Raw genomic sequence first — 16,966 nt, 5'->3', positions numbered from 1 at the left:
ACTTAGGTGAGGAACGGTGGTACCAAGTCGAAGAGAGTGGTCGACGCACCCCTGTAGGAGCTGAGCTTGCTCGCGATGGCAATGTAACTACTGACATCAATGTTGAATGTGATTGCGCCATCGCGAGCAAGCTTGGCTCCTACAAGTTGATTCGCAGTATCACCACTGCATTTCACCCCCAGACGACGAACCGACCTTGATAAAGGTCTATCGTCATGTATTTTGAATACACCTGTATCCTTTCAGGAGTCTGCCCATGCCACTGGTTCGCGTCGACATCAAAAAACAGCAGGATCCCACTTACGCCAAACGTATCGGGCAGTTGATCTACGCCGCTTTGCGCAGCGCCATCGACGTGCCGGAAAACGATAACTTCCAGATCCTCAACGAACACGATGAGCAACATTTCATTTTCGACCCGCAGTACCTGGGCATCCAGCGCACCGATAACCTGGTGATCATCCAGATCACCCTGAGTGAAGGGCGAACGCTGGAGAAGAAGAAACTGCTCTATAAAACCATCGTCGATGGCCTCAATGCACAACTGGCGGTGCGCCCGGAAGATGTTTTCATTAATCTGGTGGAAGTGAAGAAAGAGAACTGGTCGTTCGGCAATGGCCTTGCCCAATACGCCCTCTGATTTTCAAACCTGCTAATGGTGAGTGCCTGATGCCCCGAGTTTCCCGCAAGCAAGCCGACCTCAACCGCGAAATCATTGTCGAGGCCGCCACACGGCTGTTTCGCGAGCGCGGCCTGCATGGCATCAGCGTGGTCGATGTAATGGCGGCCGCCGGCCTGACCCATGGTGGGTTCTACGGGCACTTCGAATCCAAGGAAGCACTGGCCAGGGAGGCCAGCGAGCGGGCATTCAAACAAGTAGGAGCGCGCTGGCGGGAACGGGCCGCCTCCGGCGAAGACAAAGCCTCGGCGCGCCGGGCTTTGATTGAACCCTACCTGTCCGTCCAAAGCCGCGATAACCCGGGCGACAGCTGCCCCGTGGTGGCCTTCGCCGCGGACATCTGCCATGAGAGCGCTGAAAGCGGCTTGCGCGAGCCGTTCATGGACGGCCTTAACAGGCTGCTCGACGCCTTCAGCCAGCTGATGGAATCGGCTGATCCCGGCGAAAACCGCAAGCAAGCGCTGGTGCAGTATTCGATGATGGTCGGCGCCCTGACACTCGCCCGCGCTACCCGTGGCGAAGCCCTTTCTGATGAAATCCTCGAAGCGACGTGCAGTTTTCTGACCGCAGCGAAGCCCGATACGCCTCCTGCCGCGTGAAATCCCACGACAATACCCTCGCAGGCTTCCCAAGCTCCTACACTCATCAACGCGGCTGCGCGGACGGGCAGTTTTGGTCATTGCCAAATCGCTCCGCAGCCAGCAATCTCAAGTGACGTTCGAGCCCGATTCTGCGATGCACACAGGAGCCAAGCATGCCTGCAACCATTCTGGTACTGGTTGAAACCATTAATGATTACCTGCCCATCCTCGAACATCAGGGCTTTCACCTGATCCTCGCCCCGACCCCGGCCGAACGCGCCGCCGCCATTGCCCGACACGGCGGCCAGATCGACGCAGTGCTGACCCGCGGCCCACTCGGTCTGTATGCCGACGAAATAGCCGCCCTGCCCTCGCTCAAGATCATCTGTGTGATCGGTGCCGGCTACGAACATGTCGACCTGCAGGCAGCGGCCAACCGTTGCATCACCGTGACCAACGGTGCCGGCGTCAATGCCTCATCAGTGGCTGATCACGCGATGGCCTTGCTGTTGTCGCTGGTGCGCGATGTTCCGCGCTGCGACGCTGCCGTGCGCCGGGGAGAATGGCCAAAGATCATGCGCCCTTCCCTGGCTGGCAAACGCCTGGGCATTCTCGGCCTGGGCGCCGTCGGCATGGCCATCGCCAAACGCGCCAATGCCGGCTTCGACATGAGCGTGTGCTACCACAACCGCCAGCATCGCAGCGACGTGCCCTACACATTCTGCTCGACGCCCAGCGAACTGGCACGGGCCTCGGACTTTCTGATCGTCGCCGCGCCCGGCGGGCTTGGCACCCAGCACCTGGTCAACAGGCAAGTGCTCGATGCACTCGGGCCTAATGGCTTCCTCGTCAACATCGCCCGGGCAAGCGTGATTGTCACCGCGGACCTGATTACCGCACTCGAACAGCGGCGGATCGCCGGTGCCGCGCTGGATGTCTTCGATAACGAACCTCAGGTTCCGGATGCGTTGAAAAATCTCAACAACGTGATCCTCACGCCCCACGTTGCCGGTCTTTCACCCGAGGCGACCCAGGGTACGGTGGAGCTGGTGGGCAAGAACCTGCAGGCGTTTTTCTCCGGGCAACCGGTGCTGACGCCCATCGAGCTACCCCTGCCGACTGCCATCCAGCACGTTCACTAAGGCTCCACTGGCGAAGGCAAATCCTCAACCCCCCGCAGCGTACGACGGGAGTTGCGCCAGGTAAGGCCATGGATAGATCCCCCGTTCGTGGCCGTCGCTGAACACCAGTTGCAAGCCATAGCCCTGAGCGTTCAACCCGAGCACCTGAACACGGGCGTCGACCAGCGGCGGTGTGCCCTGCCAGCGAAACGCACGACATTGCGAACACGGGCATTGGCGGCGCAACAACGCGTAATCCAGCCACTGCTCGCGGCCGTCGGGCCAGCTCAGATGCAGTTGCTGTTTGCTCCGGGAATTGGCAACGGCCAGCGGGCTCATTGCAATTGACTCAGGGCAATGCGCACCGCTTTGCGCACTTCCGGGTCGCCGTCGTCTTGCGCAGCCAGCAAGGGGGCGATTGCACCGCGTTCACTCAGCTCACCCAGCGCCAGTGCAGCCTCCTTGCGCAGATTGCTGATGCGATGGCCCAGGGTTTCGATCAACGCGTCCAGCGCCGGTGCATAGCGCAGTCGTCCGAGGCTGCGGGTGGCACGCAGCCGCACTTGCCAGTAATCGTCAGTCAAGGCCTCGACCAGTGCCGCTCCTGCATCGACGTGCCCGACCTTACCCAGCGTTGTTGCGGCTTCCTCGCGCACTTGCCAGGCCTGATCCTGCAGGGCGATGCGCAAGGCTGGCAACACTTGCGCATCGCAGGCCAGGCCGAGAGCGCCCGTGGCGGCGCGGCGGACTTCGGTGTCCGGGTCGTCGCTGGCCAATTTCGCCAGGGCCGGCAAGGCATCGAGCTGTTTGAGCCAGCCAAGCACGCCGACCGCTTCGCGACGAACGCCGGCGTCTTCATCGTTCAAGGCGACTGAAGCCGCCGCAGCGGCATCGGGAAAGCGCAATTCGCGCAAAGCCCTGAACGCGGCGATGCGCACGCTGATGTCCGCATGCGCGGTCCACGGCAGTATCACCCGGCCCGCCGCCTCGCTCTTGAGCAGGCTGAGGCTTTGCGCGGCGGCAGCCTGTACCGCCGAGGATGGATCGGTCAGGGCCTGGCACAACGCTTCGACCACAGGCTCGTCCTCCCAGGCTTCAAGCAATCGCGCGGCTTCGGCACGAACCTCTGCGGTCGGGTCTTGTGCCAGACGATTGACCAGCCACAGCAAACCGTCCGGTTCTTCGAGATCGGCCAGTTCGATCAAGGCAATTCTGCGCACGCCAGGATCTTCATCCGTCAGGCGCGGTTGCAGGGCGAGAATGTCGTCGTTATCGGTTACGGAAAATAATGAGGTCATAGGGCAAATCGCGGCAGTTTGTTTTGAGGAGGCAATCCGAGGGGGTTCAGGCGCGGTAGCTGCCGACCGTCTTCGTGACGCAGGAGTTCGAGGCAATGACGCTTCAAGCGGGAAAATTCGGGGCTGGTCACCAGCTCGGTGGTCCGTGGCCGTGGAAATTCCAGGCGCAGGTCTTCGATGATGCGACCGGGACGCGTGCTCATGACCAGCAAGCGATCAGCCAGGAACAACGCTTCGTCGATGTCGTGGGTGACAAACACAACCGTGGTGCGGATCCGTGTCCAGATGTCGAGCAGCAGTTCCTGCATGTTCAATCGGGTCAAGGCATCGAGGGCACCGAAGGGTTCGTCCATCAGCAGCAGGCGCGGACGATTGACCAACACCCGGGCGATCTCCACCCGCTGCTGCATACCGCCAGACAGTTGATCCGGCCAACGATCGGCGAAACCTGCAAGGCCGACCAAGGCGAGGATTTCATCGGCCGCCCGCTGCCGCTCGGCTTTGCCGACGCCGCGCATTTTCAGGCCGAAAGCAACGTTGTCTCGCACTGTTCGCCATGGAAACAGGGTGTGCTGCTGGAACACCATGCCGCGCTGGGGTGATGGTCCGCAGACTTTGGCACCATCGACGTTGAGCGTGCCGGTCCGCGGTTGCAGGTGACCTGCCAGCGCGCCGAGCAACGTCGATTTACCGCAACCGGACGGCCCGAGAATGCACACGAACTGACCCGGTTCGATCTGACACTCCAGACCCTGCACGGCTTCGAAGGCCGCCTTGCCCTCGCCGAGGCTGATCGACAAGTCACGTATATCGATCCGCCCTTCAGGATGTTGAAAAACGCTCATGAGGCTTTTCCTCGTGGTCGATGCCAAGGCGTGAACAACCCGCCCAGGCGCTTTATCAGCAGGCTGCTGCCCATGCCGAGCACGCCGATCAGCAACATGCCGACGACGATGTCGGGGTAGTTTTGAATGGTGTAGGACTCCCAGGTGTAATAACCGATGCCGTACTGGCCGGAGATCATTTCTGCGGTCACCAGGCAGAACCATGAAGTGCCCATGCCGATGGCCAGGCCGGTGATGATGCTGGGCGCGGCGCCCGGCAAAATCACCTCCAGCAAAATCGCCCGGCGCCCTGCCCCAAGGCTTTTCGCCGAGGCAATCAGCCGTGGGTCGACACCTTCCACGCCGTGCACGGTGTTGAGCAGGATCGGGAACAAGGCACCGGTGAACGTGATGAACACCATCGACAGTTCAGACGACGGAAACATCAGGATTGCCAGCGGAATCCACGCCACCGCCGGGATTGGCCGCAGCACTTCCAGCGGTGGCAAGAGCAAATCCTCAGCCCATTTCGAGCGGCCGATGGACAGCCCCAGAGCAACGCCGACGATCAACGCTGCGCAGTAACCGGCGAAGACCCGGCTGAGGCTGCTGCTCAAGTGACGAGCGAGCTTGCCGGAATCACCCAGCCCCAGCGCCGCCTCAACAACCGCCCCGGGGGTCGGCACGTTGGCGAAGGTTACCAGGCCGAGATTCCAGTGGTGGCTGGCGGCGAGTTGCCAGAAAAGCAGGCAAAACAACAGCGAGGCGACTCGGGGGAGCCAGCGTAAACAGGGTCCGTACACAATATTCCCTCTCACTTGAAAACCTGTGGGAGCTGGCTTGCCAGCGATTGCAGAGTGTCAGTCGACATCGGTATCGGCTGGTCTGGCCCCATCGCGGGCAAGCCCGCTCCCACAGGGGATTGCGGCGTTTTTGGGTTAGCGAACAGCCACAGCCTGCGCGGTGGCATCGGTGAAATCGAAAACCTTGCCGCCTTGGGCGCTGGCGAACTGCTGGGCCTGGCCTTTGAGCAGGAACGCGCTGAGGCGCCCGTTGGCATCGCTGGCAAACCACGCCTGATCCGCCAGCAACTTGATCCCGCTGTCACTGGCCTGGGCATACACCGCGCGGATGTTTTTGCCTTCCTGCTTGAGGCTGGCCAATGCGCTGAACGCCGCTTGCGCCGAGGCGTACTGGCGCACTTTCGGCTCACCGCGCACCCAGATTTCCGCCACGTGGCTGAAGTCGGTGATGGCTTTGCCGGTGGACGCATCCGTTGCAGTGAGCGGCGCCTGCGCGTAGTTCGCCAGTTGCGCGGTGTAGTCCAGGTTCGAAGCCTTGAACGCGGCGCGGATGTACTGATCGTCAATGAAGGTGTTCAGATCCAGACCGCGATCGGCTTTCTTCAACAATTTGAGCGTATCGATGGCCGTGCCCACCGCCTGGCGGTACTCCGGTTTCCAGCTCAGGTCGCGGGTTTGCACGCCCAGAGGGCCGTGGAACAGGTAGTTGACCTCGGCATCGACGCCAGTGACCTTGGCGATCAGCTCGCTGTATTTCTCGGGCTCCGCGGCGAGCAACTGATTGGCCTCGATGCTCGCCCGCAGATAGGCGACGACAATTTCCGGGTACTTTTTCGCATAGTTCTGGTCGACCAGTGCGCCATGGAACGTTGGCGCTCCAGCCTGGGAACCGTCGTAGATCTTGCGCGCGAAACCGCGGCTCGGGAACAGTTCGGCGAACGGTACGAAGTCGGCATGGGCGTCGATCTTGCCCGCCTGCAACGCAGAGCCGGCGACTTCCGGCGGCTGGGCGATGATGTTTACGTCCTTGAGCGGGTCCCAGCCCTGGGCGGCCACGGCGCGCAGCAACATGCCATGGGCGGTGGAGGCGAACGGCACCGAAATGGTCTTGCCCTTGAGCTCCGCCAACGACTGCACGCCTGATGCACTCGGCACCACGATGCCGTTGCCACTGCCTTTGGTGCTGCCCGACAACACGCTGATGAACAGGCTGTGCTTGCCCGCTGCTTCAAATGCCACGCCATTGAATGAGCCCGGGAAATCGGCCATCGCGCCGAAGTCGAGTTTGCCGGCGACCATCTCATTGGTCAGTGGCGCGCCGCTGGTGAAATTCTTCCACTGCACCTCGTATTTGGCATTCTTGTATGGGCCGTCGTGGGGCAAGTATTTGTCCAGCAGGCCGAGTTCGCGGATCAACAGACCACCGGCGGCGCAGTTGATGGTGGTGTCCTGAGTGCCAATGGCAATGCGGATGGTTTCGGCCGAGGCCGACAAGGTGAATGACGCCAGTACCAGACCGGCCAACGCTGCACGCAACATCATGAGTGTTTCCCCTCGAATCATTTATTGGATGTTCGTCTCCGCCACGATCTGGGCGTGGTGGGAAACGAGGGGTGTTGTGGATCAGGCGTCCGGTGGTTGCCGGATGGCTTTGGGTTGTCTGTGGCGGACGCATCGCTGGCAAGCCAGCTCCCACAAAGTTCTCTATTGCCAGCGAAATCTGTGTCCTACTGCAAAGCCCTGTGGAGCGGGCTTGTCGGGTCGACGCATCGCAGCGATGGCGTTCTTTCAGTCAGCGCAATAAGTAAGGGATTTCAACTTTCACCGCCCCGGTCGGGCAGTCCTTTTCACAGGGCATGCAGTACCAGCATTCATCGAACGCCATGTAGGCCTTTTGGGTGGCCGGGTTGATTGCCAGAAGGTCCATCGGGCAAACGTCAACGCACACGGTGCAACCTTTGTGGGCGATGCAAAGCTCTTCATCGACCGTGACCGGCGCGTTGGAGCGGAAGAAAATTTCCTGGGGTTGATAGGCCATTTTTCGAACTCTCTCATAGGGACGGCGTCACGCCGCATCGGCACCGACCCGCAACCGGTCGTAGGCCTGCATTTCTTCGGCACCCAGCGGGATGATGTAAGGCTCGACGGCTTTCTTGAAACTGGTCATCCGACCGTCATCGCCCTTTTTCAAGTGGCAATGGCAAAACCAGTCGCTGTCGTTGCGCTGCGGGTGATCGACCCGATAGTGGTAAAGCCCCCAGCGACTTTCGGCACGAAACAGCGAAGCCCTTGCAGCCATTTCCGCGCAGTCGCGGATCATGCTGACTTCCATGGCGCGCATCAGTTCGTGGGCGTTGTGGGCCTTGATCTGGTCGAGGTCGCGCTGGATATCGCTGAAGCGTTGCAAGCCGATCTGCATCTTCTTGGTCACTTTCGGCGGCTGCAGGTAATCGTTGACGAAGCGCCGCAGCTTGTACTCGACCTGAGCCGGTGGCAGTCCATGCTCACGATCCAACGGCGCGTAGACCCGTTGTTTTTCGCTTTCGATCTGCCGGGCATCCAGCACAGAGAACTCGCGATCAGCGACGAAATCCGCCGCGTTGTTGCCGGCAAACCAGCCGTAGGTGAACGCGCCGAGCATGTAATTGTGCGGCACGGCGGCCATGTCACCGGCCGAGTACAAGCCCTTGACCGACGTCTCGGCCTTTTCGTTGACCCACACCCCGGACGCCGAATGCCCACTGCAGAAGCCGATCTCGGAAATGTGCATTTCGACCATCTGCGTGCGGTAGTCGGTGCCGCGATTGGCGTGGAACTGTCCACGACTCGGGCGCTCGTTGCTGTGCAGGATCTCTTCGATGTTCTGGATGGTTTCCTCGGCCAGGTGATCGAGTTTGAGGAACACCGGCCCATTGCCGCTTTCGAGCTCCTGGTGGAACTCCCACATCATCTGCCCGCTCCAGTAGTCGCACTCGATAAAGCGTTCGCCCTTGTTGTTGGCGGTGTAGCCCCCCAGCGGACCGGTGACGTAGGCGCAGGCCGGGCCGTTGTAATCCTTGATCAGCGGGTTGATCTGGAAGCACTCCAGGTTCGCCAGTTCAGCCCCGGCGTGGTAGGCCATCGAGTAGCCGTCGCCGGCATTGGTCGGGTTTTCGTAGGTGCCCATCAGGTAGCCCGAGGACGGCAATCCCAGGCGCCCGGCGGCACCGCAGGCGAGGATCACCGCCTTGGCCTTGATCACATGAAAATCAGCGGTGCGGCAATCAAACCCCATCACGCCGTTGACCGCGCCCTCTTCGTCCTTGAGCAACCGGGTGCACACCAGGCGATTGGTGATGCTCACCCGCGCCCGTTTCAACTGGCGATACAGGACCTTTTTGATGTCATGACCTTCCGGCATCGGCAACACGTAGGCGCCCATGTGATGGACTTTTTTCACCGCATAGTCGCCGGTTTCGTCTTTCTCGAACTTCACCCCCCAGCGGTCCAGTTGCTCGATGGTTTCGAAGCTGTGGGTGGCGTAGGCGTACACCGCCGCCTGGTTGACGATGCCATCGTTGGCAATGGTGATTTCCTTGGTGTACTGCTCCGCTGTCGAGTGGCCGGGAATGATCGCGTTGTTCAGACCATCCATGCCCATGCTGATCGCGCCGCTACGCTTGACGTTGGCCTTGTCGACCAACAATACCCGCAGATCACGGTTGCGTTCCTTGGCCTTGATCGCCGCCATTGGGCCGGCGGTGCCGCCGCCGATGACGACGATGTCGTATTCCTGTTCGAGGGTCTTGCGACTCATGCCTGCTCCCCTTTTTGCCGGTCGATCCGCAGGCGGTACTGGAACGCATCGCCACGGTAATAAAGGTGTTCAAAGTCCACGGGGCGCCCCTGGGCATCGTGGGTCAGGCGCTCGATGCGCATGATCGGCGAGCCAGGTTCGACGTTCAGCGCCTGGGTCAAGTCGCTGTCGGCCAGCACCGCATCGATCGCCAGGTCGGCGTGCCCGAGGGCCACGCCGCAGTCGTTTTCGAGGATCAGGAAAATGTCGCGGGTCACCAGATCCGCCTTCTCCAGGCGCTCACCGATGGCTTTGGGCAAGTAGGTGATTTCCAGCGAAATCGGCTCACGGTTGATCAGCCGAACGCGCTTGATCTGCGCCACGGTCTCGCCTTCGGCGACCTGCAATCGCTCAGCCACCAATTTATCGGCGGCGATGAACTTGAAGCTGCGCAGGCGGTTGATCACCTCGTAGCCGCGACCGGTCATGGACTCGGCCAGGCCTTGCAGAGTGCTGACGTTCTGGAAGGTTTTCGGCTTGGCAACGAAGGTGCCCTTGCCGTGGATCTTGAAGATCAACCCTTCCTTCTGCAGATCACCGAGGGCCTGGCGCACGGTAATTCGGCTGACTTTGAACAGCGTGCCGAGTTCGCTTTCCGACGGCATCTGGCTGTCTTGCGGGTATTCACCGTCAAGAATGCGGGCGCGCAGTACGTCACGCAGTTGGGTGTGCAGCGGAATACTGCTGTTGGAAAGAGGGCTGAGAGATAGAACGTTATCGGTCATCAAGATCACTTGTTATAACGAGTTATGACATGATCTTAGAGAGTCGCCGTTCCTCTTGAGAAATACTGTTTACGCATAAGGTTAGAAGTGCACTGGCGCAGGGCATTGTGGCGCCCTGTCCCAGCGCACCACGTCGATCATGCCCTGCGAGGATCAGCCGATGTGCAGGGCACGCAAGTCCAGTCGGCCGTCTTGCATTGGCGGGCACCAGTAGTAGCCCCCGGTGATCGGTCGGCTGATGCGGTACAGACCATCAGTAATGCCGTCTTCCAGGCCGCTCATGCGACGCAATTGAACTTCGAAAGCGTCGAGGGAAAAACCGAAGGCAAGGAACATCAGGCCAGCACGTTCATCTTCAATCCATGGCATCGAGCGACGGACCACGAACGCTTCGGGGGCGAAGCTTTCCTGAGCGGTGCGTTTGACGTGGGCAGAGATCGGCGCGTCATCGAGCTCTTCGTTATCGCTCAAGCGGCGACCCATGATGTCGTCCGTTTCATGGGACGCCATTGCGTGAAAACGCTTGAGGTCATGCTGCCATTGCTGGATCGCGGCGAAACTGCCGCCCACCGTCCCTTCAGGGCCGTCGTTTACCAATGCGGCAGCCGCAGCGGCCTCGTCGCGAGGGTTTTCCGTGCCGTCTTCGTAGCCGGTCAGGTCATGGCCGTCACGGTGACGAAAGCCTTCAGTCACCTGCACCAGACGCAGAGCTGGTGCCAGCGCGGCTTCAAAGGCGTTGCTGCGATTGAGCAATTCGCCACGGTCAGTACCGTGCAGCCAGCACCACAGCGCCTGCTGCGTCGACGGGTTGTCGACACCGACACCGGTCAACGCAGGAAACGCTCGCAGGCCCTGGATGTGGCCATTCAGCGCCTTGACCAGCGACTCACCAAAACCCACCACTGCCGATTTGCCATCCACCAGTTGCAGCAGCTTATCCAGCGCCGCCGGCAATTGTGCGGCGGATTCCAGGGCGAAGAACATATGACGGGCGAGAGGTGGAACGGGGGTGGCGAGAATGCCCGGCTGGTAATGACTCATATGAACTCCTTGATAAAGATCGCGAAGTTTAACCGCAGCACCGGCCGTTGTGTGCTCCGAGGTCAAAAGTTGCATTTCTAGATCCGGCCAAAGCGGTCTACGCTTGAGGCACAAGAACCCGATCCCAGCCCCTCTATTCTGCCCATCAGCGCTCGATTGTCTTAAAAAACCAGCTCATTAAGGCGTATAACCTTTGCAGCGATTTCCGAACGGCAAGCCATCAGCATTGGCTGACATCTCACACGGGGTAGCGACATGAGCACAGCAGATCTCCTCGGCAACCTGTTTCCCGAGGCCGGCAGCATCCCGGAAAAATACCGTCTCGACGGTCCGACCGAGCAGCGCGAATACCTGGTCGACGGTGTCCTGAAAACCTGGCCCGGTGCCCTCGCCCAGGTCCGCAGCCCGGTGTACCTGAGCGCGGCCAATGGCGACGAACAAGTGATCCTCGGCAGCACGCCACTGTTGGACGCCGACACCGCTTTGACCGCTCTGGACGCCGCCGTCCGTGCCTATGATCGCGGCCAGGGCCTGTGGCCGACGATGCGGGTGGCCGAACGCATCCAGCACGTTGAAGGCTTTCTTGCGCGGATGCGGGAGCAACGCGACGCCGTGGTCAAATTGCTGATGTGGGAAATCGGCAAGAATCTCAAGGACTCGGAAAAAGAGTTCGACCGCACCTGCGACTACATCGTCGACACGATCAACGCACTCAAGGAACTCGACCGCCGCTCCAGCCGCTTCGAGCTGGAACAGGACACCCTCGGCCAGATCCGCCGCGTCCCGCTGGGCGTGGCATTGTGCATGGGGCCTTACAACTATCCGTTGAACGAAACCTTCACCACGTTGATTCCGGCGCTGATCATGGGTAATACCGTGGTGTTCAAACCGGCGAAACTCGGCGTGCTATTGATTCGCCCGTTGCTCGAAGCCTTTCGCGACAGCTTCCCCGCCGGGGTGATCAACGTGATCTATGGCAGCGGTCGGGAAACCGTCAGTGCGCTGATGGCCAGCGGCAAGATAGATATCTTCGCCTTCATCGGTACCAACAAAGCCGCCAGCGACCTGAAAAAACTCCATCCAAAACCCCACCGCTTGCGTGCGGCACTGGGGCTGGATGCAAAGAACCCCGGCATCGTCCTGCCGGAAGTGGACCTGGACAACGCGGTCAACGAAGCAGTTACCGGCTCCCTGTCGTTCAACGGCCAGCGCTGCACCGCGTTGAAAATCCTGTTTGTCCACGAGGATGTGGTCGATGCTTTTATCGAGAAATTCAACGCCAAACTCGCCACCCTCAAACCCGGCATGCCTTGGGAAAGCGGTGTAGCCCTGACGCCTTTACCGGAGTCAGGCAAGGTCGACTATCTGCATTCGCTGGTGGCCGACGCCGTCAACAAAGGCGCTAAGGTGGTCAACCCCAATGGTGGCGCAGCCCGGGCGTCTTTTTTCTACCCCGCCGTGCTGTACCCGGTGACACCGCAGATGCGCGTTTACCAGGAAGAACAGTTCGGCCCGGTCGTACCCATCGTGCCCTATCGACATCTGGATACCGTGATCGATTACGTCCTGGAATCGGACTTTGGCCAACAGTTGAGTATCTTCGGCACCAACCCGGTGGCCGTTGGCCGTTTGGTAGACACCTTTGCCAACCAGGTCGGGCGCATCAACCTCAATGCCCAGTGCCAGCGCGGCCCGGACACTTACCCGTTCAACGGGCGCAAGAACTCCGCCGAAGGCACCTTGTCGGTACATGACGCTTTGCGGGTGTTTTCGATCCGCACACTGGTGGCCACCAAATTCCAGGAGACCAACAAAGACCTGATCAGCGAGATCATCAGTGGTCGCAGTTCGAGCTTTTTGACCACCGACTACATCTTCTAAGTAGGCTGAGTCTTACTGCCAGCGCTGATGCAACACCAAGGCAACATCGGCATAAAGCCGCTGCGCCTTGACGCAGTGCACCAGCGACTGGCGAAGACCGCACCGCGCTGGACATCTGAGCTCTCGTTACGGCGTAACGGCCCGACGAATTTTCAGGCTCCAACCCTGCTGCATACCCGCAGCCGCCAGCAGAATCGCGGCAACCCCGACCCATTGCAGCAACTCCAGGCGATGACCGAAGGCAAACCAGTCGACGAAGATCGCCGCGATCGGATAGATGAATGACAACGCGCCAGTCAATGCGGTCGGCAGTTTCTGAATAGCGCCGTACAACAGCACGTACATCACACCCGTGTGCACAATACCCAACGTCACCAGGCTGGACCACGCGCTCGTTGTCTGCGGCATGGCCGAAAAGTGCGCAAACGGCGCAAGTAGCAGTACACCGGTACTCACTTGAATCAGGGCAATCAGATGCGGTGGCGTGCCCGTCAGGCGTTTGATGATCAATGCGGCAATCGCGTAAAGAAATGCCGCACCCAGTGCCAGCGCAATGCCCAGCAGGTATTCGTTGCCACTCTCGCCCTGCCCTCCATGGGCGCTGACAATCGCCAACATCCCGAGGAACGACACGCCCAGCCATGCAAGCTTTTGCAAGGTGATCTTCTCGTTGAGAAAAATCGCGGCAAGCCCCACCAACATGAACGGCTGAACGTTATAGACCGCTGTGCCGATGGCAATCGAAGCACGGGAATAGGAGGCAAACAACAACACCCAGTTGCCGACAATCGCCACACCACTGAGCACGGCCAACAGGAAAGTGGTACGAGTCAAAATGCCGGGGCGCAGGAAGCCGAATGCCGCGCAAATCAGCAGCAAGGTCCCGGCACCAAACAGGCAGCGCCAGAACACCACATCCAGTACCGGTTGCCCTGAAACCAGCACAAACCAGCCAATGGTGCCGGAGATGAGCATGGCAGCGGTCATTTCAAATGAGCCGCGACGTATTGAGTTGTCCATCATTAGACTCCTGTGTTGATGGGCAAATTATGCCGATCAGCCGAAGCGCTTCTCCAGCGCAAAAAGAAGGCTAAAATCCAAATCTGCCTTTAATGCGAAGGCGATCTTGTAAAACTGCCTAATAGAGGTTTCGCCATGACCGATGACATCGACCAGGTGCTGATCACGGCTTTGATGGAAGACTCACGACGTTCGCTCAAGGCGTTGGCGCAAATCAGCGGGCTGTCCTCGCCCAGCGTTGCCGAGCGCCTGCGTCGTCTGGAAGAACGAGGTGTGCTCAAGGGCTACACCGTGGAAATCGACCCGAAATGCTTCGGCTATCAACTCCAGGCCATCGTGCGCATTCGCCCGCTGCCGGGCCAGTTGCATGAAGTGGAACGGCAGATCATGGCCATCCCCGAGTTCACCGAATGCGATAAAGTCACCGGTGACGACTGCTTCATCGCCCGCCTGCACGTCCGTTCGATGGAGCAATTGGATACCCTGCTCGACCGACTCAATACCCACGCAGAAACCAACACCGCCATCGTCAAGAAAACCCCGGTAAAACGCCGTTTGCCGCCGATGGCGTAGGTCATTTCACCCAATCGCAGACAATAAAAAACCCGCCGAAGCGGGTTTTTCGTTAGTGCCGACTTTTAGTCATCGCGGCTCATGATGCCGAACAGCTGCAACAAGCTGACGAACAGGTTGTAGATCGATACATACAGGCTGATGGTCGCCATGATGTAGTTGCGCTCGCCGCCATGGATGATGGCGCTGGTCTGGAACAAAATGCAGACCGAGGAGAACAGCACAAAACCTGCGCTGATCGCCAGTTGCAGGCCGCTGATCTGGAAGAAGAAGCTCGCCAGCGTCGCACCCAGCAGCACGAAGAAGCCTGCAGTGATGAAACCGCCGAGGAAGCTCATGTCCTTGCGAGTGATCAGTACGTAGGCCGACAAGCCGCCGAACACCAGTGCCGTCATCGCGAAGGCCGAGCTGACGACTTCAGCACCGCCCTGCATGCCAAGGTAACGGTTGAGGATCGGGCCGAGCAGGAAACCCATGAAACCGGTCAAGGCAAATGCCGACACCAGGCCCCACGCGGAATCACGAAGTTTGTTGGTAAGGAAGAAAAGACCGTAGAAGCCGATCAGCACCACGAAGATGTTCGGGTAGCCAACACGCATCTGCTGGGCAACGAAAGCCATTACACCGCTGAAAGCGAGGGTCAGGGCGAGCAAGCCGTATGTGTTGCGCAGGACGCGGCTAACCTCTAGCTGCTCAGCCTGCACGCTGTTATTAACTGCGTAATCCTGTTCGCGCATGGCGACACTCCTGTTGGTTTGAAACGTTCAGTCGCAAAGATCATAACAGACGCCCTGTAACAAGCTATGCAGAGAGTTTGACAGTGTGTTTCATTCAGGTATTATGGCGCCCGCAACGCAAACGGAGGTGTGGCCGAGTGGTTTAAGGCAACGGTCTTGAAAACCGTCGACTGTAACAGGTCCATGAGTTCGAATCCCATCGCCTCCGCCATATTTGTAGTGACAAAGCCCTGATTATTCAGGGCTTTGTCGTTTCTGGGGTTTGGCAAAATCCATCGGCCCATACTTCAGCCCATCGACCAGTCCTTAAATTTCATCGCCCATCCAAACTTTTCGCATCACCAGGCGTCCTTTTCTTATAACTTCCCATCGGCTGGCTTCAGCCAAGGACTGGCAATGACATTTTTCATTTTTCTTCTGGCCTGCGCAGCAGCAGCAAGCACCGGCGTCATGTTCAAGCCGGGTGCATGGTACGAAGCGCTGAACAAACCTGGCTTCACCCCGCCCAACTGGGCGTTCCCGCTGGCCTGGACAACTATTTACCTGTTGCTGGCCTGGGCCGGTTACCGCTTGAGCCTGATCCCGGGCAGCCAGACAGTCCTGGCGTTGTGGGCGGCACAGATTGCATTGAACACACTGTGGACGCCGGTTTTCTTTGGCGCGCATCAGGTGTTGGCGGCGATGGTGATTCTGCTGGTGCTATGGTTGGTAGTGGCGGCGATGGTGGTGTTGGCGCTGCAGCTCGATGTAATTACGGGGTTGATCCTGTTTCCGTATCTGGCATGGCTGTGCGTCGCGGCCGCGTTGAATTTTTCGATTTTGATCAAGAATCGCTGATGCCCCATCAAACCGCCTCGACGAGGAGGCTCAATCTGGGTAGATAAAAAAAGGCGCTCCGAAGAGCGCCTTGTTCTTGGCTATCAATTGAGTTGTTTCATATCCGCGTTACCCGAACCATCTATGTTGATGCGCTTAGGCTTGGCCTCTTCCGGCACAACTCGCAACAGATCAATACTCAATAGCCCATTAGACAACGATGCACTTTTGACCTCTATGTGATCCGCCAAACGGAAGGACAGTCGAAATGCACGCTGCGCGATTCCCTGATGAAGGTAAATCGCTTCCTTATCGCTTTCTCGCTTGCCGCCAGCGATGGTCAAAACCTCCTTCTCGACTTGTATCTCAAAATCCTCCTCCGTCAGACCCGCCGCCGCTATGACGATTCGATAATGATCGTCACCATGCTTTTCGACGTTGTGTGGAGGATAGGTAGTCGATGCCGCCTCGCTGCGAAGCGCGGATTCAAAAAGGTCGTTGAAACGATCAAAGCCTACCGACTGACGAAACAGTGGGGCCAACGAAAAAGTAGTAGCCATAGCTAAATCTCCTGAGTTTTCTCCAAGTGATTTATGACGCGGCCCGGTTTCGGCACCGCGTAAAAAATATATAGCGATGCCGGAAATACGATTCAAGAGGTTCAAAAATAATTTTTTGTTCTCAAGAAACAATGCAAAAAAATGCGATCTTCTAACTGTTGCGCTTTGCTGAAAACGCATTTCACTGGACTACTTCGTACGCCTTGAATGCAAGTCAGCAAAGCAATCCCGCCGTAGAAACTGGCCACAGAGCATGAGGTACACGTAAAGCCTTTTTCATGAGAACCCATGTGCTACGACGGTTCACCGCTGTCGCGTCGAAGGCGGCTGGCGTTCACCCTCTCGTCACGCGCCTTTGCTGGTTGCGGCAGGCGCGGCGCTGTTGCTGGGTGGCGCCCTGTTTGCAATCAACCGACCCCATCGCCAACCTTTCAAAAAAATACGCTAGTCACCCTCCAGAGAGTGCAAAAAG

At 59.0% G+C, this 16,966-nt stretch carries 18 protein-coding genes and 1 tRNA gene; 7 read left to right on the top strand and 12 right to left on the bottom strand.

Annotated features, from left to right (window positions below):
• Positions 1 to 256: 256 nt before the first annotated feature.
• From D8V06_RS08160 to D8V06_RS08150, 3 genes are all read left to right on the top strand, one after another.
• Positions 257 to 640, top strand: a complete 384-nt coding sequence (locus D8V06_RS08160; RefSeq protein WP_130905695.1) for a tautomerase family protein — start codon at positions 257 to 259, stop codon at positions 638 to 640.
• A 29-nt stretch (positions 641 to 669) separates the two neighbouring features.
• On the top strand, positions 670 to 1,278 hold the full coding sequence (locus D8V06_RS08155; RefSeq protein ID WP_056854456.1) for a TetR/AcrR family transcriptional regulator: 609 nt from the start codon (positions 670 to 672) through the stop codon (positions 1,276 to 1,278).
• Positions 1,279 to 1,433: 155 nt separating this feature from the next.
• Positions 1,434 to 2,402: a 2-hydroxyacid dehydrogenase gene (locus tag D8V06_RS08150; protein ID WP_130930769.1), complete on the top strand. Its 969-nt coding sequence runs from the start codon at positions 1,434 to 1,436 to the stop codon at positions 2,400 to 2,402.
• A 24-nt stretch (positions 2,403 to 2,426) separates the two neighbouring features.
• Here the strand turns inward: D8V06_RS08150 and D8V06_RS08145 are convergent, their stop codons facing one another.
• The 9 genes from D8V06_RS08145 to D8V06_RS08100 all read right to left on the bottom strand — a co-directional run bounded on the left by D8V06_RS08145 (position 2,427) and on the right by D8V06_RS08100 (position 10,907).
• The gene (locus tag D8V06_RS08145) at positions 2,427 to 2,720 is read right to left on the bottom strand and encodes a DUF971 domain-containing protein (RefSeq protein ID WP_130930768.1); all 294 of its coding nucleotides are present in this window, start codon (positions 2,718 to 2,720) and stop codon (positions 2,427 to 2,429) included.
• Entirely contained in the window at positions 2,717 to 3,679 is a 963-nt protein-coding gene (locus D8V06_RS08140) for a HEAT repeat domain-containing protein (protein WP_130930767.1), read from the bottom strand. The genes D8V06_RS08145 and D8V06_RS08140 overlap by 4 nt, the downstream gene beginning before the upstream one ends.
• On the bottom strand, positions 3,676 to 4,524 hold the full coding sequence (locus D8V06_RS08135; RefSeq protein ID WP_130930766.1) for an ABC transporter ATP-binding protein: 849 nt from the start codon (positions 4,522 to 4,524) through the stop codon (positions 3,676 to 3,678). Before D8V06_RS08135 ends, D8V06_RS08140 begins: the two co-directional genes overlap by 4 nt.
• Positions 4,521 to 5,306, bottom strand: a complete 786-nt coding sequence (locus tag D8V06_RS08130) for an ABC transporter permease (protein ID WP_056854451.1) — start codon at positions 5,304 to 5,306, stop codon at positions 4,521 to 4,523. The genes D8V06_RS08135 and D8V06_RS08130 overlap by 4 nt, the downstream gene beginning before the upstream one ends.
• Before the next feature lie 135 nt (positions 5,307 to 5,441).
• A complete protein-coding gene (locus tag D8V06_RS08120; RefSeq protein ID WP_177434395.1) occupies positions 5,442 to 6,848 on the bottom strand; it encodes an ABC transporter substrate-binding protein in 1,407 nt (468 codons plus the stop codon).
• A gap of 250 nt (positions 6,849 to 7,098) precedes the next feature.
• Complete coding sequence (locus tag D8V06_RS08115) at positions 7,099 to 7,344, bottom strand: ferredoxin family protein (RefSeq protein WP_130905700.1); 246 nt, start codon at positions 7,342 to 7,344, stop codon at positions 7,099 to 7,101.
• 27 nt (positions 7,345 to 7,371) lie between these two features.
• Entirely contained in the window at positions 7,372 to 9,102 is a 1,731-nt protein-coding gene (locus tag D8V06_RS08110) for a fumarate reductase/succinate dehydrogenase flavoprotein subunit (protein ID WP_130905701.1), read from the bottom strand.
• Positions 9,099 to 9,866 carry a GntR family transcriptional regulator gene (locus D8V06_RS08105; protein WP_130905702.1) on the bottom strand — a complete coding sequence of 256 codons (768 nt, stop codon included), beginning with the start codon at positions 9,864 to 9,866 and terminating at the stop codon, positions 9,099 to 9,101. Before D8V06_RS08105 ends, D8V06_RS08110 begins: the two co-directional genes overlap by 4 nt.
• A 153-nt stretch (positions 9,867 to 10,019) precedes the next feature.
• A complete protein-coding gene (locus D8V06_RS08100) occupies positions 10,020 to 10,907 on the bottom strand; it encodes a Dyp-type peroxidase (RefSeq protein WP_130906760.1) in 888 nt (295 codons plus the stop codon).
• 255 nt (positions 10,908 to 11,162) lie between these two features.
• On the opposite strand from D8V06_RS08100, the gene D8V06_RS08095 reads away from it, so the two are divergent.
• Positions 11,163 to 12,788, top strand: a complete 1,626-nt coding sequence (locus D8V06_RS08095) for an NADP-dependent glyceraldehyde-3-phosphate dehydrogenase (RefSeq protein ID WP_130930765.1) — start codon at positions 11,163 to 11,165, stop codon at positions 12,786 to 12,788.
• 126 nt (positions 12,789 to 12,914) lie between these two features.
• Here the strand turns inward: D8V06_RS08095 and D8V06_RS08090 are convergent, their stop codons facing one another.
• Entirely contained in the window at positions 12,915 to 13,808 is an 894-nt protein-coding gene (locus tag D8V06_RS08090) for a DMT family transporter (RefSeq protein WP_130905704.1), read from the bottom strand.
• Positions 13,809 to 13,943: 135 nt separating this feature from the next.
• On the opposite strand from D8V06_RS08090, the gene D8V06_RS08085 reads away from it, so the two are divergent.
• Positions 13,944 to 14,381: an Lrp/AsnC family transcriptional regulator gene (locus tag D8V06_RS08085; RefSeq protein WP_056854444.1), complete on the top strand. Its 438-nt coding sequence runs from the start codon at positions 13,944 to 13,946 to the stop codon at positions 14,379 to 14,381.
• Between the two features lie 65 nt (positions 14,382 to 14,446).
• Here the strand turns inward: D8V06_RS08085 and D8V06_RS08080 are convergent, their stop codons facing one another.
• Complete coding sequence (locus tag D8V06_RS08080) at positions 14,447 to 15,118, bottom strand: Bax inhibitor-1/YccA family protein (RefSeq protein WP_008006561.1); 672 nt, start codon at positions 15,116 to 15,118, stop codon at positions 14,447 to 14,449.
• 123 nt (positions 15,119 to 15,241) lie between these two features.
• Between D8V06_RS08080 and D8V06_RS08075 the strand changes: the two genes are divergently transcribed.
• Both D8V06_RS08075 and D8V06_RS08070 read left to right on the top strand, forming a co-directional pair.
• Positions 15,242 to 15,329 (top strand) — tRNA-Ser (locus D8V06_RS08075).
• 185 nt (positions 15,330 to 15,514) lie between these two features.
• Positions 15,515 to 15,955 (top strand): TspO/MBR family protein, encoded by a 441-nt coding sequence (locus tag D8V06_RS08070; protein WP_056856521.1) that lies wholly within the window; start codon positions 15,515 to 15,517, stop codon positions 15,953 to 15,955.
• 83 nt (positions 15,956 to 16,038) lie between these two features.
• On the opposite strand, the gene D8V06_RS08065 is transcribed toward D8V06_RS08070, so the two are convergent.
• Positions 16,039 to 16,494, bottom strand: coding sequence for an Hsp20 family protein (locus D8V06_RS08065; protein ID WP_056856522.1), 456 nt, complete (start codon positions 16,492 to 16,494; stop codon positions 16,039 to 16,041).
• Between the last annotated feature and the right edge of the window lie 472 nt (positions 16,495 to 16,966).

The organism is Pseudomonas sp. Sample_24 (assembly GCF_004307605.1).
In the GTDB taxonomy this organism is placed as follows: Bacteria; Pseudomonadota; Gammaproteobacteria; order Pseudomonadales; family Pseudomonadaceae; genus Aquipseudomonas.
This window is presented reverse-complemented; position numbering and strand designations above follow the sequence as displayed.